Here is a 20,404-nt window from a genome sequence, read left to right on the forward strand (position 1 = left end):
CATGACAACAACAAGCTCTTCCCGCAGGGATTTTATTAAGCTGGCATCGGTAGTCGGCTTAGCCACGGCAGGACTTTCAACAGCCTGTACAAATATGAAGTCAACGCCAGAAGTACCCGAAAAAGAAGACCTGCGTTTTTTGTTTCAGGGCGATTCGATTACCGATGGCAACCGGGGCCGTAACGATGACCCGAACCATATTTTGGGGCATGGCTACTGCTTTGCTGTTTCAAGCCGTATTGGCGCCGATTTTCCGCAGTACGGCTTCCAATTTATAAACCGGGGTATTAGCGGCAACACAGTCAGCGATCTCGAAAAAAGGTGGCAAACAGATACCCTGGATTTAAAGCCGGATGTGTTGAGCTTGCTGGTTGGCATAAATGACGTGAATGCATTGGTTGACAATAGAGAAAACGCAATGGATGCAAAAGCATTCGAAGCCACTTACCGAAAATTGCTCTCTTCATGCCGCGAGCAAAACCCCGATCTTTTAATTGTGTTGGGGCTCCCTTTCTTTTTTGCTTCCGGCTGGCGCAAAGAGCAATACAAAATGTGGCATCCTTTAACGTTTGAAAGGGCCGAAATTGTGAAAAGAATTGCGGCTGATTTTGATGCCGTGGTTGTTGATTACCCCAGGGTTTTTGAAGAAGCGCAGCAACGGGCCCCAATAGACTATTGGATCTGGGACGGTGTACACCCAACAGCATTTGGTCATGAACTCATGGCCCGCGAATGGATTAAACAAGTCAGCGGACGGCTCGGGTTCCTGAAGTTTTATGAAAAATAAATAGATCATTTTATTTGAAATAATACAAAAAATATGAAAAGGTTTTTAATGGCATCAGCGTTGGTATTGCTAATGATTTCGGGATTGATTGTCAAATCGCAGGACGCCAACAGGTTTTTTCCTGAAAAGGACCTCATTACAACCGGCATGTATTACTATCCCGAACACTGGAATGAAAACCAGTGGGAACGGGATATTAAGAAAATTGCCGATATGGGTTTCGAGTTTGTCCACCTGGCCGAGTTTGCATGGTACAAAATGGAACCCGTGGAAGGAAAGTATGACTTTGCCTGGTTGGACAAGATAGTAAACCTATGTGTAAAGAATAACCTGAAAGTGGTTATGTGTACTCCGTCGGCCACCCCACCCGCATGGATGCGTGTAAATTACCCCGAAACTTTCATCATGGACGGCCATTACATTCGCGCAGAGAATGGTACACGCGGGTTGGGCTCTGTCGTCAATCCCAAATACCGCATGTTTGTGGAAAAGATAGTCGCAGAGATGGCCAAACGTTACGGGCAGAATGAACATGTAACGGGATGGCAAATCGATAACGAACCACCGGCAAATGCCGATTATAGTCCTGATTCACAAAAAGCTTTCCGGCAGTGGCTGAAAAACAAATATACAACCGTCGGTGCGTTGAATATTGCCTGGGGGGCAGCATTCTGGAGCCAGTGGTTCAATAGTTTCGACGAAGTAATTATTCCCAACACCACGTTAGTTGGCTGGTGGGGCAATAATCCACACGCCTTGTTGGATTTTAAACGTTATTCAGCCGACAGCCAGGCTGAGTTTTTGGATTTCCAGGCAGAGGTTTTGCGGAGCTATATTCAGGATAATCAGTACATCACCACAAATTACACGGCTAAATGTACAGGCGCCGATCCCAGGCGGACAAGTAAACTTGATTTTGCAACTTATACAGCTTACCCAAATAGCGGCAGCGGCAACATTGGCGACCTCGGGTTCCGGCTGGGTGACGGCAAGGTTATTCTTTTTGCGGCTGAATATTACAAATCGGTCGGCGGCGTGTCGGGTGTGATGGAAATGCAGCCCGGGCCGGTTAACTGGGGGTATTACAACCCCTTGCTTCTGCCAGGAACAGTACGCATGTGGCTGTACCACAGCTTTGCTGCCGGTGGTAAGCTTGCCTGTTCCTATCGTTTTCGGCAAATCTTATACAGTGCAGAACAATATCATTCGGGCATTGTGCAAACAGATGGCATGACTCCTTCCCCCGGAGGCGAAGATTATGTGCAATTTATGAAGGAGATAAAAGACCTCAGGCAACAATACAAGCCGGACGTTAAAGTGCCTGAAAAACTGGCAGCCCGGTCAACGGCTATTTTATGGGATCTCGAAAATTTCTGGTCAATCGACAGGCAAAAACAGACTTACCAGTGGGATACGTGGAATTACCCGGTTAAGTTCCTGGAAATTGCAAAATCGTTGGGCGCTCCGGTAGATGTTATCCCTGAAACAACTGATTTTTCGAAATACAAGTTTTTGATTGTCCCTGCTTACGAAATGGCCGATTCGGCATTGATTGAAAAATGGAACGACTATGTGGCCAACGGCGGGCATTTAATTGTTACCTGCCGCACAGCAATCAAGGATCGCAGTGGGCATTTTTGGGAAGCGGAATGCGCCGCACCAATTTCCGGCTTCATCGGAGCGCGTATTAAAGGAACTGATATGCTTTCAGCGTATAAAAGCGGCAATATCCTGATGAAATCAGCCCATTACAGTTGGAACAATTGGGCCGACTTGCTCGACCCTGACAAAAACACCGAAGTGCTTGCTACTTACGACGACCAGTTTTACAAAGGCAAGACCGCCGTTGTCCGGCAAAAAATCGGCAAAGGCTCGGTCACCTATATTGGCGTTGATACCGACGATTCAAAACTGGAGAAAGACATTTTGCACGATACATACCAAGCGGCCGGGGCGACTACTGAAAATTATCCCGAAGGTGTCTACGTATACTGGCGCGATGGATTCAATGTCGCAGTGAATTATTCGTCCTCCCGTTATACCATAAACATTCCTGCAACCGCCAAAATACTTGTTGGTGATAAAACACTGGAACCCGCGGGAGTCTTGGTTTGGAGTGAATAATGCAAATCAAAAGTAACTGGCATAATAAATCAAGTATTTCTTTTAAAAGCGATTTCCCTGTAGAAGTGGGTTCAATAACAGATTCTTTTTTTGAAAAACAATAACAGTAACCTTTTTAATTCCGGTAATTGATACTTCGTCGTACCCTTTAGGACACATAAAGTCCCCGGAAACCATGATCCTTTTCGGAACTTAGTGTCCTGATAAATCTAATAAAAACCCGAAATGAAAAGTAAGAGGATATATCTAAGTTTATTCGCCGGCGTACTGTTTGCAGCATGTTCCGTGCCGCAATACCATTTAACAGAAGATGGCGTTATTTTAAGCCTCAGGCAGGAAAATAAGTCAGAAGCCAATAAGCTTCGGTTGCAGGTGTTGAGTGACGAAATAATCCGCGTGTCGGCAACTCCTGATAATGATTTCACAAAGGATTCAAGCCTGATCATCGTTCCCGGTATTCAACCGGCGCCTTTTGAGGTGGAGGATGCAGGCGATTCGCTCCTGTTGAGCACGGCCCGACTGACCGTATCGGTTTCGAAGTTTGACGGAGGGGTGAAGTTTAAAGACAAAAACGGCGGTGTAATCCTGGCCGAAAAACCGGGTGGCGGCAGAACATTTATCCCGGTTGAGGTTGAAGGGACAAAAGGCTATTCCGTCCGGCAATTGTTCGACTCACCTGCTGATGAGGCTTTTTACGGGTTGGGACAACATCAATCAGATGAATTCAACTACAAAGGAAAAAGCGAAGAACTTTTTCAATACAATACAAAAGTTGCCGTGCCTTTTATCGTTTCCAACAAAAATTACGGGCTTTTATGGGACAGCTATTCGTTAAGCCGTTTTGGTGATAGCCGCGAATACAAACAATTAAACCGGGCCTTTCAACTCTATAATAAAAAAGGGGAGCGTGGCAGCCTGACAGGCACTTACCAACGGTGGAACGGAGATTTGCAGCAACTGGTACGCGCGGAAGATTCGCTTTATTTTGAAGACATTAAGACGATCAGGAACTTACCGGAGAATTTCCCTCTAAAAGAGGCGAACGTGACGTATGAAGGAGAGATTGAGGCATCGCAAAGCGGAACCTACCGTTTCATTTTGTATTACGCCGGGTATATAAAGGTTTATCTGAATAATGAGCTGGTGGTGGCTGAACGTTGGCGGACAGCATGGAACCCGAACACCTACAAATTTACGTTTGAACTAGAGGCAGGCAAACGAGTGCCTTTGCGTGTTGAGTGGAAGCCCGACGGCGGAAGGTCGTACTGCGGTTTGCGCGTTCAAACCCCTCAACCCGACGAGGAGCAAAACAGCCAGGTTTGGTGGAGCGAGATGAATAAGAAACTGGATTACTATTTCGTGTATGGCGATTCGATGGATGAGATCGTCAAGGGCTACCGCAGCCTGACCGGGAAGTCGCAGGTAATGCCCAAATGGGCTATGGGTTTCTGGCAAAGCCGCGAACGTTATAAATCCCAGGATGAGATTTTGGGTGCACTGAAAGAATTCAGAAAAAGGAAATTTCCTATTGATAACATCGTACTGGACTGGAACTATTGGCCGGAGAATGCCTGGGGGAGCCATGATTTTGACGAAAGCCGTTTCCCCGACCCAAAGGCAATGGTCGATTCAATCCACGCCATGAACGGCAAAATGATGATTTCGGTATGGCCGAAGTTTTATGCGACCACCGAACATTTCAGAGAATTTGATGAAAGAGGTTGGATGTACCAACAGGCGGTAAAAGACAGCATTCGCGACTGGGTAGGCCCCGGGTATGTAGGCTCGTTTTACGATGCCTATTCAGCAGGCGCCCGGAAACTGTTTTGGAACCAGATCTACGAGAAATTGTACCCCTTAGGCATTGATGCCTGGTGGATGGACGCCAGCGAGCCGAATGTACTCGACTGTACCGACATGGAATACCGCAAGGCCTTGTGCGGACCAACTGCTCTGGGGCCTTCTGCGGAATATTTCAATACCTATGCGCTCATGAACGCTGAAGCTATTTACAACGGACAACGCGATGTCGATCCGGATAAACGGGTTTTCCTGCTTACCAGATCCGGTTTTGCCGGCTTGCAGCGGTATTCAACGGCAACCTGGAGCGGCGATATCGGCACACGCTGGGAAGATATGAAGGCCCAGATTTCTGCCGGCTTAAATTTCGCCATAAGTGGCATTCCCTACTGGACCATGGATATTGGCGGCTTCTGTGTTGAAGACCGTTATGTTGCCGGGCAAGCAGAGTACAACAAAAGCGGAAAAGAAAATGCCGGTTACAAAGAATGGCGTGAGCTGAATACCCGCTGGTACCAATTCGGAGCGTTTGCACCCTTATACCGTTCGCACGGGCAGTACCCATTCCGCGAAGTTTGGAACATTGCCCCGAAGGGACATCCGGCTTATAATTCTATTTTGTATTATACCAACCTGCGTTACAGGCTGATGCCATACATTTATACCATGGCCGGCATGACTTATTTCAACGATTACACCATGATGAGGCCATTGGTTATGGATTTTTCAGCAGATAAAAAAGTTGAAAATATTGGCGACCAGTTTATGTTTGGCCCTTCCCTGATGGTATGCCCGGTTTATGCCTACGGGGCCCGCGACCGCGAAGTCTATTTTCCGGAAGGGACAAATTGGTACGATTTCTATACCGGACAACATATCAAAGGCGGGCAAAAGTTGAAAGTAGATGCCCCTTACGAACGGATTCCCTTGTACATCCGCGAAGGCGCCATCATCCCGATTGGCCCTGAAATACAATACACCGATGAAAAACCGGCCGATGAGATTGTGCTGTATGTCTATCGCGGGCAGTATGGCTCATTCACCCTCTATGAGGACGAGGGCGTCAACTACAATTACGAGAAAGGCGCCTACTCAAATATCCCCTTCAGTTACAACGATGTGGAAGGAACGCTGACAATCGGTGACCGGCAAGGCGAATTTGACGGGATGCTGAAAGAGCGTACGTTCGTGATTGTACCGGTAAGCTGCGACAAAGCCCTGGGGTTTAAATTCGATGCCACAGGTCAACGGGTGAAATATGACGGGCGCAGGCAAACCATCAAATTATGACTGACATAGAATATAGAAGAAAAGAAAGCTAATGGAACGAGCATGATTGAGCCAAGCACAAGCTGGAATGGAAATCTTGGCTATGCGAGTTTTATCCGACCATTAAAAAACAAATTATTTACGAATGAAAACAATTTTTTTGAAAACGCTTGCTCTGGCGCTTTTGGCTTTCGGAGTGGCACAGGCTCAGAAACCCCTTGTAAAAAAGGACATTCAGGAGCAAAAGATACAGTCTTTAATAAAAAAAATGACGATTCAGGAGAAAGTCGGCCTTCTGCACGCCAACTCCAAGTTTTATGTGTCCGGTGTCGAACGGCTGGGCATTCCCGAATGGGCTTTGTCTGATGGCCCCCACGGGGTACGGGCAGAAATTAACCGCCACGATTGGGCTTATGCCGGCTGGACGAATGATTCTTCGACATGTTTCCCTCCGGGAACAGCCCTGGCCGCCAGTTGGAATCCGGAACTGGCTTATGAGCGTGGACTTGTTTTAGGGGATGAAGCCCGTTTTCGAAAAAAAGACGTTTTGCTCGGCCCGGGGGTGAATATTATCCGTACGCCGCTTTGCGGCCGGAACTTCGAGTACATGAGCGAAGACCCGGTTCTAATCTCGGCGATGGCTGTTCCATATATTAAAGCCCTTCAGTCAAAAGATGTTGCGGCCAGTGTTAAACATTGGTTGGCCAACAACCAGGAAGATCATCGTACCAGTGTTGATGTAACGATGAGCGAACGGGCTTTGCGCGAAATCTACCTGCCCGGCTTCAAAGCTTCAATTGTTGAGGGCGGATCACTGACCGTAATGGCTGCCTACAACAAATTTCGGGGCGACTGGTGTTCTGAGAATGAATACCTTAATCGTGATGTTCTGCGCAAGGAGTTTGGGTTTGACGGGGTGTTGATGACCGATTGGGATGCGGCCCACAGTACCGTAAAAGCCGCATTGGCCGGGCTCGACCTTGAAATGGGGACTGATAAAAAAGATTACAACGAATGGTATTTTGCCAATCCGTTGATTAAGGCGGTCGAAGAAGGAAAAGTGCCGATGGCGGTTGTGGATGAGAAAGTTGCCAATGTACTTCGCGTGATGATGAAAACAAAAGTGCTGGGCGATGTTAAGTCCCGTGTGAAAGGCGTAATGAACACCCCCGAACACCAGCAGGCAGCTTACAATTCGGCAGCCGAGGCGGCTGTTCTGCTTCAAAACAATAACGGCTTACTTCCCCTCGACTTCAAGAAACTGAAATCAGTTGCTGTAATTGGTGATAATGCCACGCGGAAACATTGCGGCGGCGGGTTAAGTTCCGAAATCAAAGCCTTATACGAAGTAACACCTATCGAAGCAATCCAAAGTAAATTTGGCAATAACGTAACGATCAATTTTGCCCGGGGATACGAAAAGCAATCCAGCTTCATGGAAGGGAGCAATGCCGGGCAATCAAACACGGATCGCGTGGACTGGGAGTTGATCGACGAGGCGGTCGAGGCTGCTAAAAAGTCAGACGTGGCCATCATATTCGGTGGGTTAAACCACGACTTTGATACCGAATCGTTCGACAGGCAACACATGAGGTTGCCTTACGGTCAGGAGACGCTGATCCGTGAGGTGGCCAAAGCTAACCCGAAAACCGTTGTGGTCATCATTGCAGGTTCCCCGCTTGAACTGGGGGGCATCGTTTACCGTGTTCCCGCTGTTCTGTGGGCATGGTTTGGCGGCATGGAGGCAGGAAACGCTGTCGCCGACATTCTGAGCGGAAACGTAAACCCCTCCGGGAAAATGCCGTTCACATTGCCTGTTTCATTGGAGCAATCCCCGGCACATGCTTTGGGTAATTTCCCGGGCCGTGACGAGAAGGTAAACTACGAAGAGGACATTATGATCGGTTACCGCTGGTTCGACACGAAGAAGATAGCTCCTCAGTTTCCTTTCGGATACGGGCTGTCTTATACCGACTTTGAGTTGGGTGCACTTTCATCAGATCAATCGACTTATGAAAAAGATGACGTGGTCAGTGTGACATTTACCGTAAAAAACACAGGTTCACGGTATGGCGCTGAGGTCGCCCAGTTGTATGTCAGCGACCCGGTATGTACCGTATTGCGCCCGGCCAAAGAGTTAAAGGCCTTTGAAAAGGTATTTTTGCAACCGGGTGATTCCAAAACCGTTGAACTGAGTGTGAAGGTTGCCGATCTTGCTTTTTATGATGAAGCGATAAAAGACTGGAACGTGGAGGCGGGTGACTTTATCCTGCAATTGGGTAATTCATCGGGTAATATCTCCCAGGAGCTAAGAATAACGGTAAGGTGATTGTTGAAATGAAATCAAAAATCGGGCTAACGCACAAAAAACATTCAACTACCATGATTAAGAAACTTCTTTTTCCTGCCATTTTATTAGCTGTATGCATAGCATGCCAACCTAAAACTGAACCGCTTGTTTACGAATTGACATCTCCCAACGGGGCAAACAAAATTCAATTTGAATTAAAAAACGGCCAACCCGGATACTCGGTAAGCCAATCCGATTTACAGATACTGTTTCTGTCAAAACTGGGGTTTGTATTTTGCAACCAGGACTCGTTGTATTCCGGACTGGAAATAAAAGACATGCAGACCTCGTCATTTAACGAAACCTGGGAGCAAGTCTGGGGCGAAAAACATTTTATCCGGAACCATTACAATCAGCTTTCGGTTACACTGCAGGAGAAGACCGGGAAAAAACGCCGGTTCGAGATACAGTTCCGCGCTTTCGATGACGGTATTGCTTTCCGGTATGTTTATCCTGAGCAAGCTGGATCGGACAGCTTATTCATTTTCGATGAACTTACCGAGTTTAACCTGAAAGATGATGGCAATGCCTGGTGGATACCCGCTTATCGCGATAACCGGTACGAATACTTGTTCACCAAATCGCCTGTGAGTGAATTGGATACTGTTCATACCCCGTTGAGCATTGAAAGCGACAATGGCTTGTTTCTTAGTCTTCATGAGGCGGATCTGGTTGATTATGCCAGCATGACGCTTGCCCACACTTCAGGGACCAAGCTGAAATGCGACCTGGTACCCTGGTCTGACGGGGTGAAAGTAAAAACGAAAGCCCCGTTCCAAACACCCTGGAGAACACTTCAAATTGGCCGCACGCCGGGCGACCTGGTTACATCGTACCTGATCCTGAACCTGAACGAACCCAATAAACTGGAAGATACGAGTTGGATACGCCCATCGAAATACATGGGCATCTGGTGGGGAATGCACATCGGGAAATATACCTTTTGGGAAAGTCCCAAACAGGGGGCAACAACCGAAAATGCAAAAGAATATATCGACTTTGCAGCGAAAAATGGCATCGACCGGCTGCTGATTGAAGGCTGGAACAAGGGCTGGACCCCGCAATGGTACGAAAACGCGATGCACATGTTCAGCTTTACCGAATGTGCCGATGGTTTCGATATTGAAAAAGTTGTTGAGTACGGAAATTCGAAAGGCGTCAAACTAATCGGTTACCACGAAACAGGCTCAAACCTGATCAACTATCTCGATCAAATTGACGAAGGTATGGCGCTTTACCGGAAACTGGGCATGCACGACATCAAAATTGGCCAGGTAGGGTCGCGCCTTAACATGAAAGAGTGGCATCACGGACAGTTTGGCGTAAACTACTACCGCTATGTGTTGGAAAAAGCCGCAGAACACCAGCTGGCAGTCAATTTTCATGAGCCGATAAAAGACACCGGCGAACGGAGAGCCTATCCGAACATGATGGCCCGCGAAGGGGCCCGCGGGCAGGAATACGACGCATGGAGCGAAGGAAATCCGCCCTCGCACATGTGTATATTGCCGTTTACCCGTTTGCTTGCCGGACCAATGGATTTTACTCCCGGAATTTTCGACGTGGATACCAAACAGGGATACGGGCGTAAAGTACACAGTACGGTAGCCAAACAACTGTCGTACTATGTCATCCTTTATTCCCCCATACAGATGCTGGCCGACCTTCCTTCGAATTACGAAGGCAAACCGGAATTCAAATTTTTACTGGATGTTCCGGTTGACTGGGAAGATACCAACGTGCTGAATGGCGAAATTGGCGAATACATCACCGTGGCAAGGAAAGACCGCCACAGCGATAACTGGTTTCTTGGGAGCATGACCAACGAAGAAGCCCGGCAGCTACCTGTTAGCCTGTCATTCCTGGATGAGGGGGCCGAATATACAGCAACCATTTATGCCGACGCTCCCGGGACAGGCTATGAACACAAGCCGATGGCCGTTGAAATAACTGTTCAAACAGTCCAATCAACCGATACGCTTCAACTAAGCCTGGGAGAAGGGGGAGGTTGCGCGATCAGTTTTATGAAAAAGTAACCCGTTAAAAAAGCTGTTCAGACAAGCTTTTTGTTAAAAGATGAAGATGAAAATACAAACCCCGGTTTTGATTACACTTTTTGCCGTAATCTTTTTCCAGTCTGTGTGTATGGCACAGATTAAGTTGCCCAAGGTATTTGGCGAAAACATGGTTTTACAAAGGGATACTAAAATTCCCGTTTGGGGAGATGCCGCCCCCCGAGCAATTGTCATTGCCGAACTGGGCCCGGCGCGTGCAACTGCACAAGCCGGTTTGGACGGAAAATGGATGGTGCATTTCCCCAAATTGAAGGCAGGCGGCCCATATTCGCTTAAAATATACGAGGATGCAAAACCTGAACAGGCAGTCGAACTTAAAAATGTACTTATTGGTGATGTTTGGGTGGCTTCAGGGCAATCAAACATGGAGTGGGAGGTACAACAAGCATACGATGCAAAAAACGAAGTCGCCAAAGCAGATTATCCGCAAATACGTCTGATTAACGTGGGCCACGACGTTAAATTTGCCACTCAGGAGGATATCGTTTCGGGGCAATGGAAAATATGCGATTCTCTCAATGTGGCACAATTTTCGGCGGTGGCCTATTATTTCGCTCGTAAAATCCATCACGACCACTGTGTACCAGTCGGTATTATCCAAAGTACCTGGGGAGGTACCCCGGTTGAGGCGTGGACCAGTCGCGACATGCTGCTTACCTCGCCAATTTCCAAATCGAGGGTGGAGGCCAACGACACCATCACTGCGGCCCATTTCGAAATGGATAAGAAAAACCATGCCCGTTATTGGGAAATTGTGCTTTCCCCCCAAGACAATAACGACAAAACCGTCACTTTGCCTGAGTATGACGATACGGGATGGGCTACCGTTGAAATGCCTAATCTGATTAAGGAGTTTGGCATTGGCTCTTACGAAGGGGTGATATGGATGCGGAAAAAAGTTATTGTTCCGGAATCGCTTACCGGCAAACCCCTCACATTGGAACTGGGACACCCCGAGATGAATTATTCGCTCTATTTCAATGGTTCCGAAATATGTAAGTCGGTTTGGAACGCCAGCCCTACACATCGGTACAACATACCTGCCGGGTTGGTGAAGAGTGGCGAAAACACGGTTGCCATCCGAATGGCGATGTTATGGGGCGGTGGCGGTATCACCTCCGAGAAAGAGTCCATTTACATCACCGACGGTGATACAAAAATCCCCTTGGCCGGCAAATGGTTATTCAACCCAAACATCGAACCTGCTGTGCCAAAAATCAATAATTTTCAGCATAGGCCCGAAGGGTTGTTCAATGCCATGATAAATCCTGTCATCCCATACGGGGTAAAGGGTTTTATATGGTACCAAGGCGAATCCAACGATTGGGAAGCCTATAATTACCGTAAGCTTTTCCCGATGCTGATAACCGACTGGCGCCAACGCTGGGGCATGAGTAACTTGCCGTTTCTGTACGTGCAGTTGGCCAATTTCAAAAGTGTTAAACCCGTACCCGCCGAAAGCGAGTGGGCCGAACTGCGCGAAGCCCAAACACTCACCTTATCGCAGCCAAACACGGGAATGGCCTGCATCATCGATATTGGCGAAGCCGGCAACATCCATCCTGCCAACAAACAGGAGGTAGGCCGCCGTTTGGCCTTGGTTGCCAACCAAAAAGTTTATGGCAAAAAAATCATTGCGTCAGGTCCGATGTACAAAAGCTATAAAATAAAAGGCGACAAAGTCAGAATCAGCTTTACACGCATAGGTTCTGGCTTGTCGGCTTTAAACGGACAAGTGGACGGTTTTGCCATTGCCGGCGATGACAAACAATTCCATTGGGCAAAAGCCGTCATCGAAGGGAACGAAGTGGTTGTTTATTCCGACAAAGTAGCTAAACCTGTGGCTGTACGATATGCCTGGGCCGACAACCCGGTGTGCAACCTGATCAATTCCGAAGGTTTGCCTGCCGTTCCTTTCCGCACAGACGAATGGAAAGGGCTTACCCAAAAATGAAAGAATAATTCGTAGTAACTTAAAACGCTAAATATGATACCAATTAAAATTGTTTTTTTTCTTGCCTGCTTTGCCTGCCTGCATTTTGTAAGCTTTGGGCAGGGATATAAAAATCCGGTTATCCCGGGTTTTCATCCCGATCCAAGCGTTTGTAAAGTTGGCGATGACTTTTACCTGGTAACCAGCAGCTTTGAATATTTTCCCGGAGTGCCGGTCTTTCAAAGTAAAGACCTGGTCAATTGGAAGAAAATAGGGCACTGCCTGACACGCCCGTCACAAGTAAACCTGGACAAGACACGGCCTTCGGGTGGAATTTACGCGCCTACAATCCGATATCACGAGGGTGTTTTTTACATGATTACAACAAACGTTTCGAATAAAGGCAACTTCATTGTTCATACTAATGACCCCGCCGGCGAATGGTCGGACCCGGTATGGTTGAAACAAAAAGGCATTGACCCTTCCTTGTATTTTGAAGGCGATAAATGTTACCTCACATCCAATCCCGCTAATTGCATTTACCTGTCTGAAATTAACCCGGTTACAGGCGAACAGCTATCCGAAAGCCGTGCTATCTGGACGGGTACCGGCGGGCGTTATCCCGAGGCTCCCCATATTTACAAGAAAGATGGTTGGTATTACTTGTTGATTTCCGAAGGGGGAACCGAGTACGGACATAAAGTGACCATTGCGCGCAGCAGGAATATCGATGGGCCATACGAGTCCAATCCGGCAAATCCCATTCTGACCCACATGAATGTGAATGCGCAGAACAATCCAATTCAGGGTACAGGCCATGCCGACTTTGTTCAGGCCAATGATGGTTCGTGGTGGATGGTTTTTCTGGCTTTTCGTCCGCAATCGGGGCTTCACCACCTGTTGGGGCGAGAAACCTTTTTAGCCTCCGTGCGCTGGGATAAAAATGCGTGGCCGGTTATCAATGGCGATGGCACCATCAATTTGAATATGGATGTGCCCACTTTGCCGTTAAAGCCATTTGAAAAAGAGCCGTACAGCACCGATTTTAATGAAAACAAATTGGGCTTTGAGTGGAATTATCTAAGAAACCCCAATTCCGAAAACTATTCCTTGCAGGAAAGAAAGGGGTACCTACGTTTGAAAGCAACTTCCGTGTCGATTGATGATGTTGACTCTCCTACTTTTGTTGGGCGCCGGCAAGAGCACATCAACTTCACGGCTACAACGGCAGTGGATTTTCACGATGCCCGCAAGGGGGATGAGGCTGGTATGACGGTATTTATGAACAACACCGCGCATTACGACTTAATCATGAAGCAAGGCGAAGGGAAGAAGCGTGTCCTGGTGCTGCGTTACCGTTTGGGTGTGATGGATCATACCGAACGTGAGGTTGAGGTCCCCAATGGTGAGGTACATTTGCAGGTGAGCGGTAGCAGCGATTTCTATTCGTTCGCCTATTCGCTGGACGGCAGAAAATTTGAAAACCTCGGCAAAATGGACGTGCGATACATCAGTTCCGAAACTGCAGGTGGCTTTACCGGAATATATTTGGGACTGTTTGCAACTTCGGCCGGTAAAAGCTCAAAAGCCTGTGCCGATTTTGACAAGTTTGAGTATGTGCCTGGTGAGGCAGGCGAACAGTGAATCCGATTTCAGGGTATTTTGCCACCTCGCCGCAAAATAAAAAAGCGCTTAAATCTTTGATTTAGGCGCTTTTGCTGTTTTTGTTGTTTTTGAAGTGTGACTCAGCTGGGTTTGAACTTAATCTCGTTTCCATCTGATTTTCAATATTTTCCGAAGCGCTTATTTTGATAGGTTTCGATATAGTCTCGCTTGATAATCAATACATTACGATATGGATATACGTAAATCCTAACGAACTACCATTGTATTTAGAGACAGATTCTAATTAACCGCTCCGTATTCACGGTCAAACAGGATATCCGCCTGTTAAAGCCCAATATTATCCGTTAACGGGTCGATCATCTGGAATACTGTCTGCAAAAACACGGGACAAACGACTCGGAAATCGATTACGTCATCCCGCACGTTTCATCCATGGTTTTCTATGGCAAACTGACTGAAGAGATTGACACCAGGCCAGGGGAATTGACCTGGGCACTCATAAATGGTTCACCAACCTCACCGAGATCGGGAATATCGCTTCGGCTTCCATATTTGCCGCCCTGGATGAGCTGGCCAAATCCGGGCAACTGAAAGACGGTGACCAGATTTTGCTGATGGTGCCTGAAAGCGGCCGGTTTTCGTATGGAACGGTACTGCTGGCGGTAGTTAGTTAAACCGTAAGCTTGCCCTGGTAACCGGGATGAAGATCTCTCCACCCCCTTTTTATTCCAATTAAGAAAGTTCAGCTGATTTATTATGAGTTTTGAGTAGCTCTGGCAGACTGATTCGCCCGGAGAGACTGGGAAATAGTATCCTAAATCTTTTCAATCTGATAACTATTGTCAAGTCGACGATCTACGGCTATTCTATTCTACAAAAAGTATTAATAACTCATAAAATGTCATTTTAACACCTCAAAACGCATTTTGATAAAACAGCATTACAAGATTAGCAATATTCTTCACTTCACTTTCTTGAAAAATTTAATTAGAATTGAACAGCTGCAATTACAACTGAACACAAAATCCAATTATTATTCAATATCTTTGCCGATTACATGAAACTTAATGGAAAAGGTGAAAACAAATACTGAACTTCTGCTTCTGCTAAAAAAAGGCGACATGATCGCTTTTAATGCCATTTATAACAAGTATAGCTATAAATTACATGAATTTATACTCATGTATTTAAAGCAGGAAGAAGATGCAGAAGAAATTGTACAGGAAGTTTTTATAAAATTATGGAAATCACGAGATAAAATAGATGTTTATTCTTCTTTCGAGTCTTTTCTGTTTACCATTGCCTACAATGCCTCCATTAGTTTATTGCGTAAAAGGGTAAGTGAGAAAAAATCGAGGGAGTATTTAAAATCCTTACAGCAAATCGATACGACAGAACAGGTAATCGACGAAATCCAATTCAAAGAACTCGATCAGAAGGTACAGTCCTTATTGGAACAGTTAACCCCGCGTCAGAAAGAGATTTACCTTTTAAGCCGTGAGGAAGGCTTAACCCATAAAGAAATAGCCCAAAAATTAAATATTTCAGAAAGTACCGTAAATAATCACCTGGTCGCCACGTTAAAATATTTTAAATCCCATATAGATAGTAATCTGGTTATCAATATTTTGTATATCTGTTTATTTTTACAGTAAAAAAAATCCTCATTTACTTAGTTATCTTTTTTCTGTTGTGCGTAATATAGTTGATTAAACGAGATTGAAAATTTCGCACACGCTTCATCGGTTTAATTCGAAATTAGTGTTGGAGTACCGCCTCTAAAACGGAGACGTCCACAATAAAAAGAAGTAATGAAAAAAGAGTTACTCATAAAGTATTTAAAGAACAATTGCACCAACGATGAGTTTGATGAGATCGTCGGGTGGATTGAAACGGAAGCGTTGAAGAAAGACGCCAAAAGCTGGAGTTTTGACCAATGGACGAAGTTTAAACCCGATCTGAAAAAGAAAGATGAGTGTAAATTCAATGCATTGCTCTACAAAATCCACTACGAAATTAACCTTAAATACCGGAAAGACGAGGAGACCGGAGTCATCCGTTTTTCTAACGTTGCAAGGTGGCTGAGCCGGGCAGCAGCAATTCTGTTTTTACCCTTATTAGGTGTTATACTTTATATGCTTTCGGATCACAACTTTCAGATGAATAAATACACTGACCTGGCAGTTGATTCACTTGAGATTATTGCACCGGTAGGCTCACGAACAGTCGTGCAACTAACTGACGGAACGGAAATAAACCTGAATTACGGCAGTAAAATTAAATACCCCCGGAATTTCAGAAATACACGTGAAGTTACCTTATCCGGTGAAGGATTTTTTGATGTCGCTCATCATCCCGATAAACCGTTTATTGTAAAAACAGGGAAATTGAATGTGAAGGCATTAGGCACTAAATTTAATGTAAGCGCCTACCCTGATGATGACATGATTGAAACAACCCTGGTGGAAGGAAAGGTCGTAATTGAAAAAACAATTCAGGAAGGAACAAATCAATCCATTGGGACAATGCTTCCCGGACAGCACGTGGTTTATCATCTGAATTCAGGGAAAGTTACAACAACTAAGGGTAGTGTTGATAAATACGTCGCCTGGAAAGATGGCAGGTTGGTTTTTGATAACGAACCAATTACAGGAATGACCGGAAAACTTGGAAAAATGTTTAATATTGATTTTGAAGTCGCTGACAATGCAAAGGATTTTTCTTATACCGTTACTTTTTTTAATGATCCTCTTGAGCTTATACTTGATTTAATGACAGAAACTACTCCTATAACATACAACGTTTTACCCAGAACGAGACAATCTGACGGAACACTCTCAAAACAAAAAATAAGAATAGAAAAGCGTTAAGATCTAACTTATAAAAATAACGATGCCTATGAAATAAAAAAATGAAGAAATACCTGATATAAATAAAACAACAAGGAAGCGCGCGAACACTTCCTTGAAAGTTAATAAAATTATTCCGGTATAACGGATCCCGGACAATTTCTAATCTTAACAAGACAAATGTATGAAAAAAAATGATTGTTTTTTTCGGAAATGGTACATTCCCGAAATACAAAAAGTATTAAGAACAATGAAACTAACAACCTTCTTATTATTCATTTCAGCAATTAGCGTGTTTGCCAATAAAACTTATTCGCAAACCAAGGTACTGAATCTTAACCTGAAAAATAGTACTCTAAAAGAAGTGTTTCAAAGCATCGAGACTCAAAGCGGCTTTTATTTTATGTACAGCGAAAAGCTCGTAGATGTAGAACGTGAAGTATCAATTAATATTAAGGACAAAAGAATCAACGAGGTTCTTGACGAATTATTTGCCGGGACCAATGTAAGCTACAAACTAAAAGACCGCTTTATTTTACTTACAACATCCGAGATTGTCGGAGATGAGTTATCGGTTCAGCAACCACACGCCATCTCAGGCAAAGTAACTGACTCGTCGGGTACAGCATTGCCAGGAGTAACCGTAGTGATAAAAGGCACCGCCTCTGGCACCATCACCGGGGCTGATGGAAGCTACTCGCTGATAAATGTCCCGGCAAACGCTATTTTACAGTTTTCTTTCATAGGAATGAAAACACAAGAAATACCGGTGGCGGGGGAAAGTACGATTTTTGTACGCATGATAGAAGAATCCATTGGTATTGATGAAGTCGTAGCCATTGGATATGGTACGACAACAAAAAGGCAATTGATTTCTGCTGTTTCAACAATTGACACTGAAAAACTTCAAAATCTTCCTATTCCTACCCTGGGGGATGGTTTGGCCGGAAGGACCGCCGGTATTATTGTAAATACACAAGGTGGAGGTCCGGGAAAGTCGCCAACAGTATCCATTCGTGGTGGCGGAACACCATTAGTGGTTATTGATGGGATTGTCACTGATTACAATGATTTTAAGAATATCAATCCGAACGATATTGAAAATTTCAGTGTATTGAAAGATGCACAGGCAACAGCGATCTATGGGGCACGTGCCGGTGATGGTATTTTACTGATCACGACCAAGCGGGGAAAGGCAGATCGGTTAAGCGTTAAATATGATTATTCCTATACCTTTACCGAACCCACACAGTTACCTGAAAAATTAGGATCCTATGATCGGGCCTTAATTATTAATCAAGCGCTGGCCAACGACGGACAGCCTGCTTATTACAGCGATGAAGTTCTACAGAAATTTAAAGATCAAACAGATCCTTATAATTATCCAAACACTGATTGGCAGAAGTTAACACTTAAGGATTATGCCCCTGAACAACGACATAATCTTGCCATAACCGGAGGTAGCGAAAAGACACAATTTTACACCTCCGTTTCATTTTATGACCAGGGAACCTTATATAAGTTTAATACCAACTGGTTGAAACGCTATACTTACCGGATGACTGTTTCCAATCACCTCGATAAGATTGGTCTTAAAACGGTAGCCAGTATTTATGGTACGATCCAGAAAGAACGTTACCCATGGTCGCAATACTCCAGTGGATACTGGCAAACCTGGGGACATATTCAGAACAGTCCTCCGATGGATCTGGCATATACTGATTTGGGATTGTATTCAGGAAAAGGTGACCATCCCATCGTTGAGATTGATCCGCAATCGGGGTATATGTTGCCGGAGTCACGTAATGTGAACGGAATGTTGAATTTTGAATGGTCTGTACCATTCGTGGAAGGATTGAAAATTAAATCAATCAGCACATACCGGTTAAACGACTGGAGAGAAAAGGCATGGATGGCTACTGCCCCGCAATATGCGCTTGGAAGTACCAATCCGTCCCCGACTAACCCATCTCAGCTCCGAAAAAGTTCAACAACGGGATATGCCTATACCCTTCAGAATTTAGTCGATTATCAACGTACCTTCCTGGAAAAACATAGTTTGTCGTTTACTTTTGGTTATGAACAAAGTTATTCGTTTAGTGATAATTTCTGGGCTTCACGTGAGGGCTATGCCTTACCGGTTGACCAATTTATCGCGGGCCCAACGGATAATCTGAAAAACGGCGCAACGGAAAGTGAAGAAGGAAGAGCCGGTTATATGGGACGACTGGGGTATTCTTTTAAGAACAAATATTTTATTGAGGGAAGTTTGCGACACGACGGCAGCGATTGGTTTCCAAAAGATAACAGGTGGGGAACATTCTATGCCGGTTCTGCTGGTTGGCTTATTTCAGATGAGGGATTCATGCAGAACCTGAACGAACGGAATATCATTAACTCTCTAAAACTTCGGGGATCCTATGGGATGATTGGTCAAATAGGAGGGATATCCCGTTTTCAGTACTTAACGGGATATAATCTCGTTGAGCGGGCTTATGTTGTTGACGGCACCTGGAAACAGGGATTCACGGAGGGGCCATTGGTAAGTCCGGATATTTCATGGTATTCCATCAATTCATCCAACATCGGGGTCGATTTTGCTTCTCTCAATTCCATGTTATCAGGGTCTGTTGATTACTTTTACAACCGGACTACCGGTTATTTGGCAAGCCCATCGGATGTTGGCTATACCGATCCTCTGGGAATTGCTCTTCCTACTGTAAAATCAGAAGGGGCTTTTCGCCGGGCTGGTTTTGAGTTTAGTTTAAATTACAAAAACAGGATTAATGAACTTACCTATCAGGTAGGGGTCAATTACACTTATTTTGATCAACTCTGGGAGAATAACCCGAATGAAGACCTGGCCACTTTAAAGAATCCGGCAGCGCGTACGACACACCAAACAGGTTATTGGGGAACAGCTTATATCAACCAGGGATATTATACCAGTTCCGAAGATGTGATGAACAGCCCTCGCCGTTTAGGATCTGTTGATTTGGTTCCCGGAGATATTAAATATAAAGATGTGGATGGCAACGGGATTCTGGATGGATCTGATTTTGTCCGCACCGGGAAAAACAGTTTTCCACGGGCCAACTATGGCTTCAACATCGATTTGCACTACCGGGGGTGGTTTATGAATACGCTGATTCAGGGGAGCAGTAAAAGAGATATGTATTTGGGAGATGTTTTAAGGAACCAGAGCTCTCAGTCGAGTTATGTATATCCGTTTCAATTGGATTACTGGACGCCGGAAAATACCAATGCCTTATACCCAAGATTATTGAGCAACAGTTCTGTTAACGGGAACAATAATGCAGTAACGTCCGATTTCTGGTTATTGAGCACGGGGTACGTGCGATTGAAAACCTTGCAGGTAGGTTACGACTTTAAGAACATGCTGAAAAGAAATATGCCCTTTATATCAGATTGTTCCCTGGTGTTTACCGGAACTAACCTGTTGACCTTTTCCAAGGCCAATAAATATTACATCGATCCGGAAAACGGGAGTACGAATAATTACGATTATCCTGTTATGCGTGCTTATTCCTTTAGTATAATCGTTGGATTTTAATTTTTTAAAATGATCAT

General features: G+C 45.2%; 11 protein-coding genes. 10 read left to right on the forward strand and 1 reads right to left on the reverse strand.

What is annotated here, in order from left to right:
- Position 1 precedes the first annotated feature (1 nt).
- From ACOIT5_RS14915 to ACOIT5_RS14945, 7 genes are all read left to right on the forward strand, one after another.
- Positions 2-787 (forward strand): SGNH/GDSL hydrolase family protein, encoded by a 786-nt coding sequence (locus ACOIT5_RS14915; RefSeq protein WP_423126955.1) that lies wholly within the window; start codon positions 2-4, stop codon positions 785-787.
- Positions 788-820: 33 nt separating this feature from the next.
- Positions 821-2,911, forward strand: a complete 2,091-nt coding sequence (locus ACOIT5_RS14920) for a beta-galactosidase (protein WP_423126956.1) — start codon at positions 821-823, stop codon at positions 2,909-2,911.
- Positions 2,912-3,136: 225 nt separating this feature from the next.
- Positions 3,137-6,001, forward strand: coding sequence for a TIM-barrel domain-containing protein (locus ACOIT5_RS14925; RefSeq protein WP_423126957.1), 2,865 nt, complete (start codon positions 3,137-3,139; stop codon positions 5,999-6,001).
- Positions 6,002-6,125: 124 nt separating this feature from the next.
- The gene (locus tag ACOIT5_RS14930; protein WP_423126958.1) at positions 6,126-8,309 is read left to right on the forward strand and encodes a glycoside hydrolase family 3 C-terminal domain-containing protein; all 2,184 of its coding nucleotides are present in this window, start codon (positions 6,126-6,128) and stop codon (positions 8,307-8,309) included.
- 53 nt (positions 8,310-8,362) lie between these two features.
- Positions 8,363-10,366: a glycoside hydrolase family 97 protein gene (locus ACOIT5_RS14935; protein ID WP_423126959.1), complete on the forward strand. Its 2,004-nt coding sequence runs from the start codon at positions 8,363-8,365 to the stop codon at positions 10,364-10,366.
- Positions 10,367-10,406: 40 nt separating this feature from the next.
- Positions 10,407-12,359, forward strand: a complete 1,953-nt coding sequence (locus tag ACOIT5_RS14940) for a sialate O-acetylesterase (RefSeq protein WP_423126960.1) — start codon at positions 10,407-10,409, stop codon at positions 12,357-12,359.
- 33 nt (positions 12,360-12,392) lie between these two features.
- The gene (locus ACOIT5_RS14945; protein ID WP_423126961.1) at positions 12,393-13,982 is read left to right on the forward strand and encodes a glycoside hydrolase family 43 protein; all 1,590 of its coding nucleotides are present in this window, start codon (positions 12,393-12,395) and stop codon (positions 13,980-13,982) included.
- Between the two features lie 422 nt (positions 13,983-14,404).
- On the opposite strand, the gene ACOIT5_RS14950 is transcribed toward ACOIT5_RS14945, so the two are convergent.
- Positions 14,405-14,680: a hypothetical protein gene (locus tag ACOIT5_RS14950; RefSeq protein WP_423126962.1), complete on the reverse strand. Its 276-nt coding sequence runs from the start codon at positions 14,678-14,680 to the stop codon at positions 14,405-14,407.
- A gap of 351 nt (positions 14,681-15,031) precedes the next feature.
- Between ACOIT5_RS14950 and ACOIT5_RS14955 the strand changes: the two genes are divergently transcribed.
- The 3 genes from ACOIT5_RS14955 to ACOIT5_RS14965 all read left to right on the forward strand — a co-directional run bounded on the left by ACOIT5_RS14955 (position 15,032) and on the right by ACOIT5_RS14965 (position 20,387).
- On the forward strand, positions 15,032-15,619 hold the full coding sequence (locus ACOIT5_RS14955; RefSeq protein ID WP_423126963.1) for an RNA polymerase sigma factor: 588 nt from the start codon (positions 15,032-15,034) through the stop codon (positions 15,617-15,619).
- A 156-nt stretch (positions 15,620-15,775) separates the two neighbouring features.
- Positions 15,776-16,834: a FecR family protein gene (locus tag ACOIT5_RS14960; protein WP_423126964.1), complete on the forward strand. Its 1,059-nt coding sequence runs from the start codon at positions 15,776-15,778 to the stop codon at positions 16,832-16,834.
- A gap of 229 nt (positions 16,835-17,063) precedes the next feature.
- Positions 17,064-20,387 carry a TonB-dependent receptor gene (locus tag ACOIT5_RS14965; protein ID WP_423126965.1) on the forward strand — a complete coding sequence of 1,108 codons (3,324 nt, stop codon included), beginning with the start codon at positions 17,064-17,066 and terminating at the stop codon, positions 20,385-20,387.
- Positions 20,388-20,404: the final 17 nt, after the last annotated feature.

Origin of the sequence: Gaoshiqia hydrogeniformans (genome assembly GCF_049347105.1) — a bacterium.
Lineage (GTDB): Bacteria > Bacteroidota > Bacteroidia > Bacteroidales > Prolixibacteraceae > Gaoshiqia > Gaoshiqia hydrogeniformans.

What these genes read in the sequence shown, in the direction of transcription:
- ACOIT5_RS14940 (WP_423126960.1), top strand. Translation starts at nt 10,407, where the DNA reads ATGAAGATGAAAATACAAACCCCGGTTTTGATTACACTTTTTGCCGTA.
- ACOIT5_RS14925 (WP_423126957.1), top strand. Translation starts at nt 3,137, where the DNA reads ATGAAAAGTAAGAGGATATATCTAAGTTTATTCGCCGGCGTACTGTTT.
- ACOIT5_RS14930 (WP_423126958.1), top strand. Translation starts at nt 6,126, where the DNA reads ATGAAAACAATTTTTTTGAAAACGCTTGCTCTGGCGCTTTTGGCTTTC.
- ACOIT5_RS14955 (WP_423126963.1), top strand. Translation starts at nt 15,032, where the DNA reads ATGGAAAAGGTGAAAACAAATACTGAACTTCTGCTTCTGCTAAAAAAA.
- ACOIT5_RS14965 (WP_423126965.1), top strand. Translation starts at nt 17,064, where the DNA reads ATGAAACTAACAACCTTCTTATTATTCATTTCAGCAATTAGCGTGTTT.
- ACOIT5_RS14935 (WP_423126959.1), top strand. Translation starts at nt 8,363, where the DNA reads ATGATTAAGAAACTTCTTTTTCCTGCCATTTTATTAGCTGTATGCATA.
- ACOIT5_RS14945 (WP_423126961.1), top strand. Translation starts at nt 12,393, where the DNA reads ATGATACCAATTAAAATTGTTTTTTTTCTTGCCTGCTTTGCCTGCCTG.
- ACOIT5_RS14915 (WP_423126955.1), top strand. Translation starts at nt 2, where the DNA reads ATGACAACAACAAGCTCTTCCCGCAGGGATTTTATTAAGCTGGCATCG.
- ACOIT5_RS14960 (WP_423126964.1), top strand. Translation starts at nt 15,776, where the DNA reads ATGAAAAAAGAGTTACTCATAAAGTATTTAAAGAACAATTGCACCAAC.
- ACOIT5_RS14920 (WP_423126956.1), top strand. Translation starts at nt 821, where the DNA reads ATGAAAAGGTTTTTAATGGCATCAGCGTTGGTATTGCTAATGATTTCG.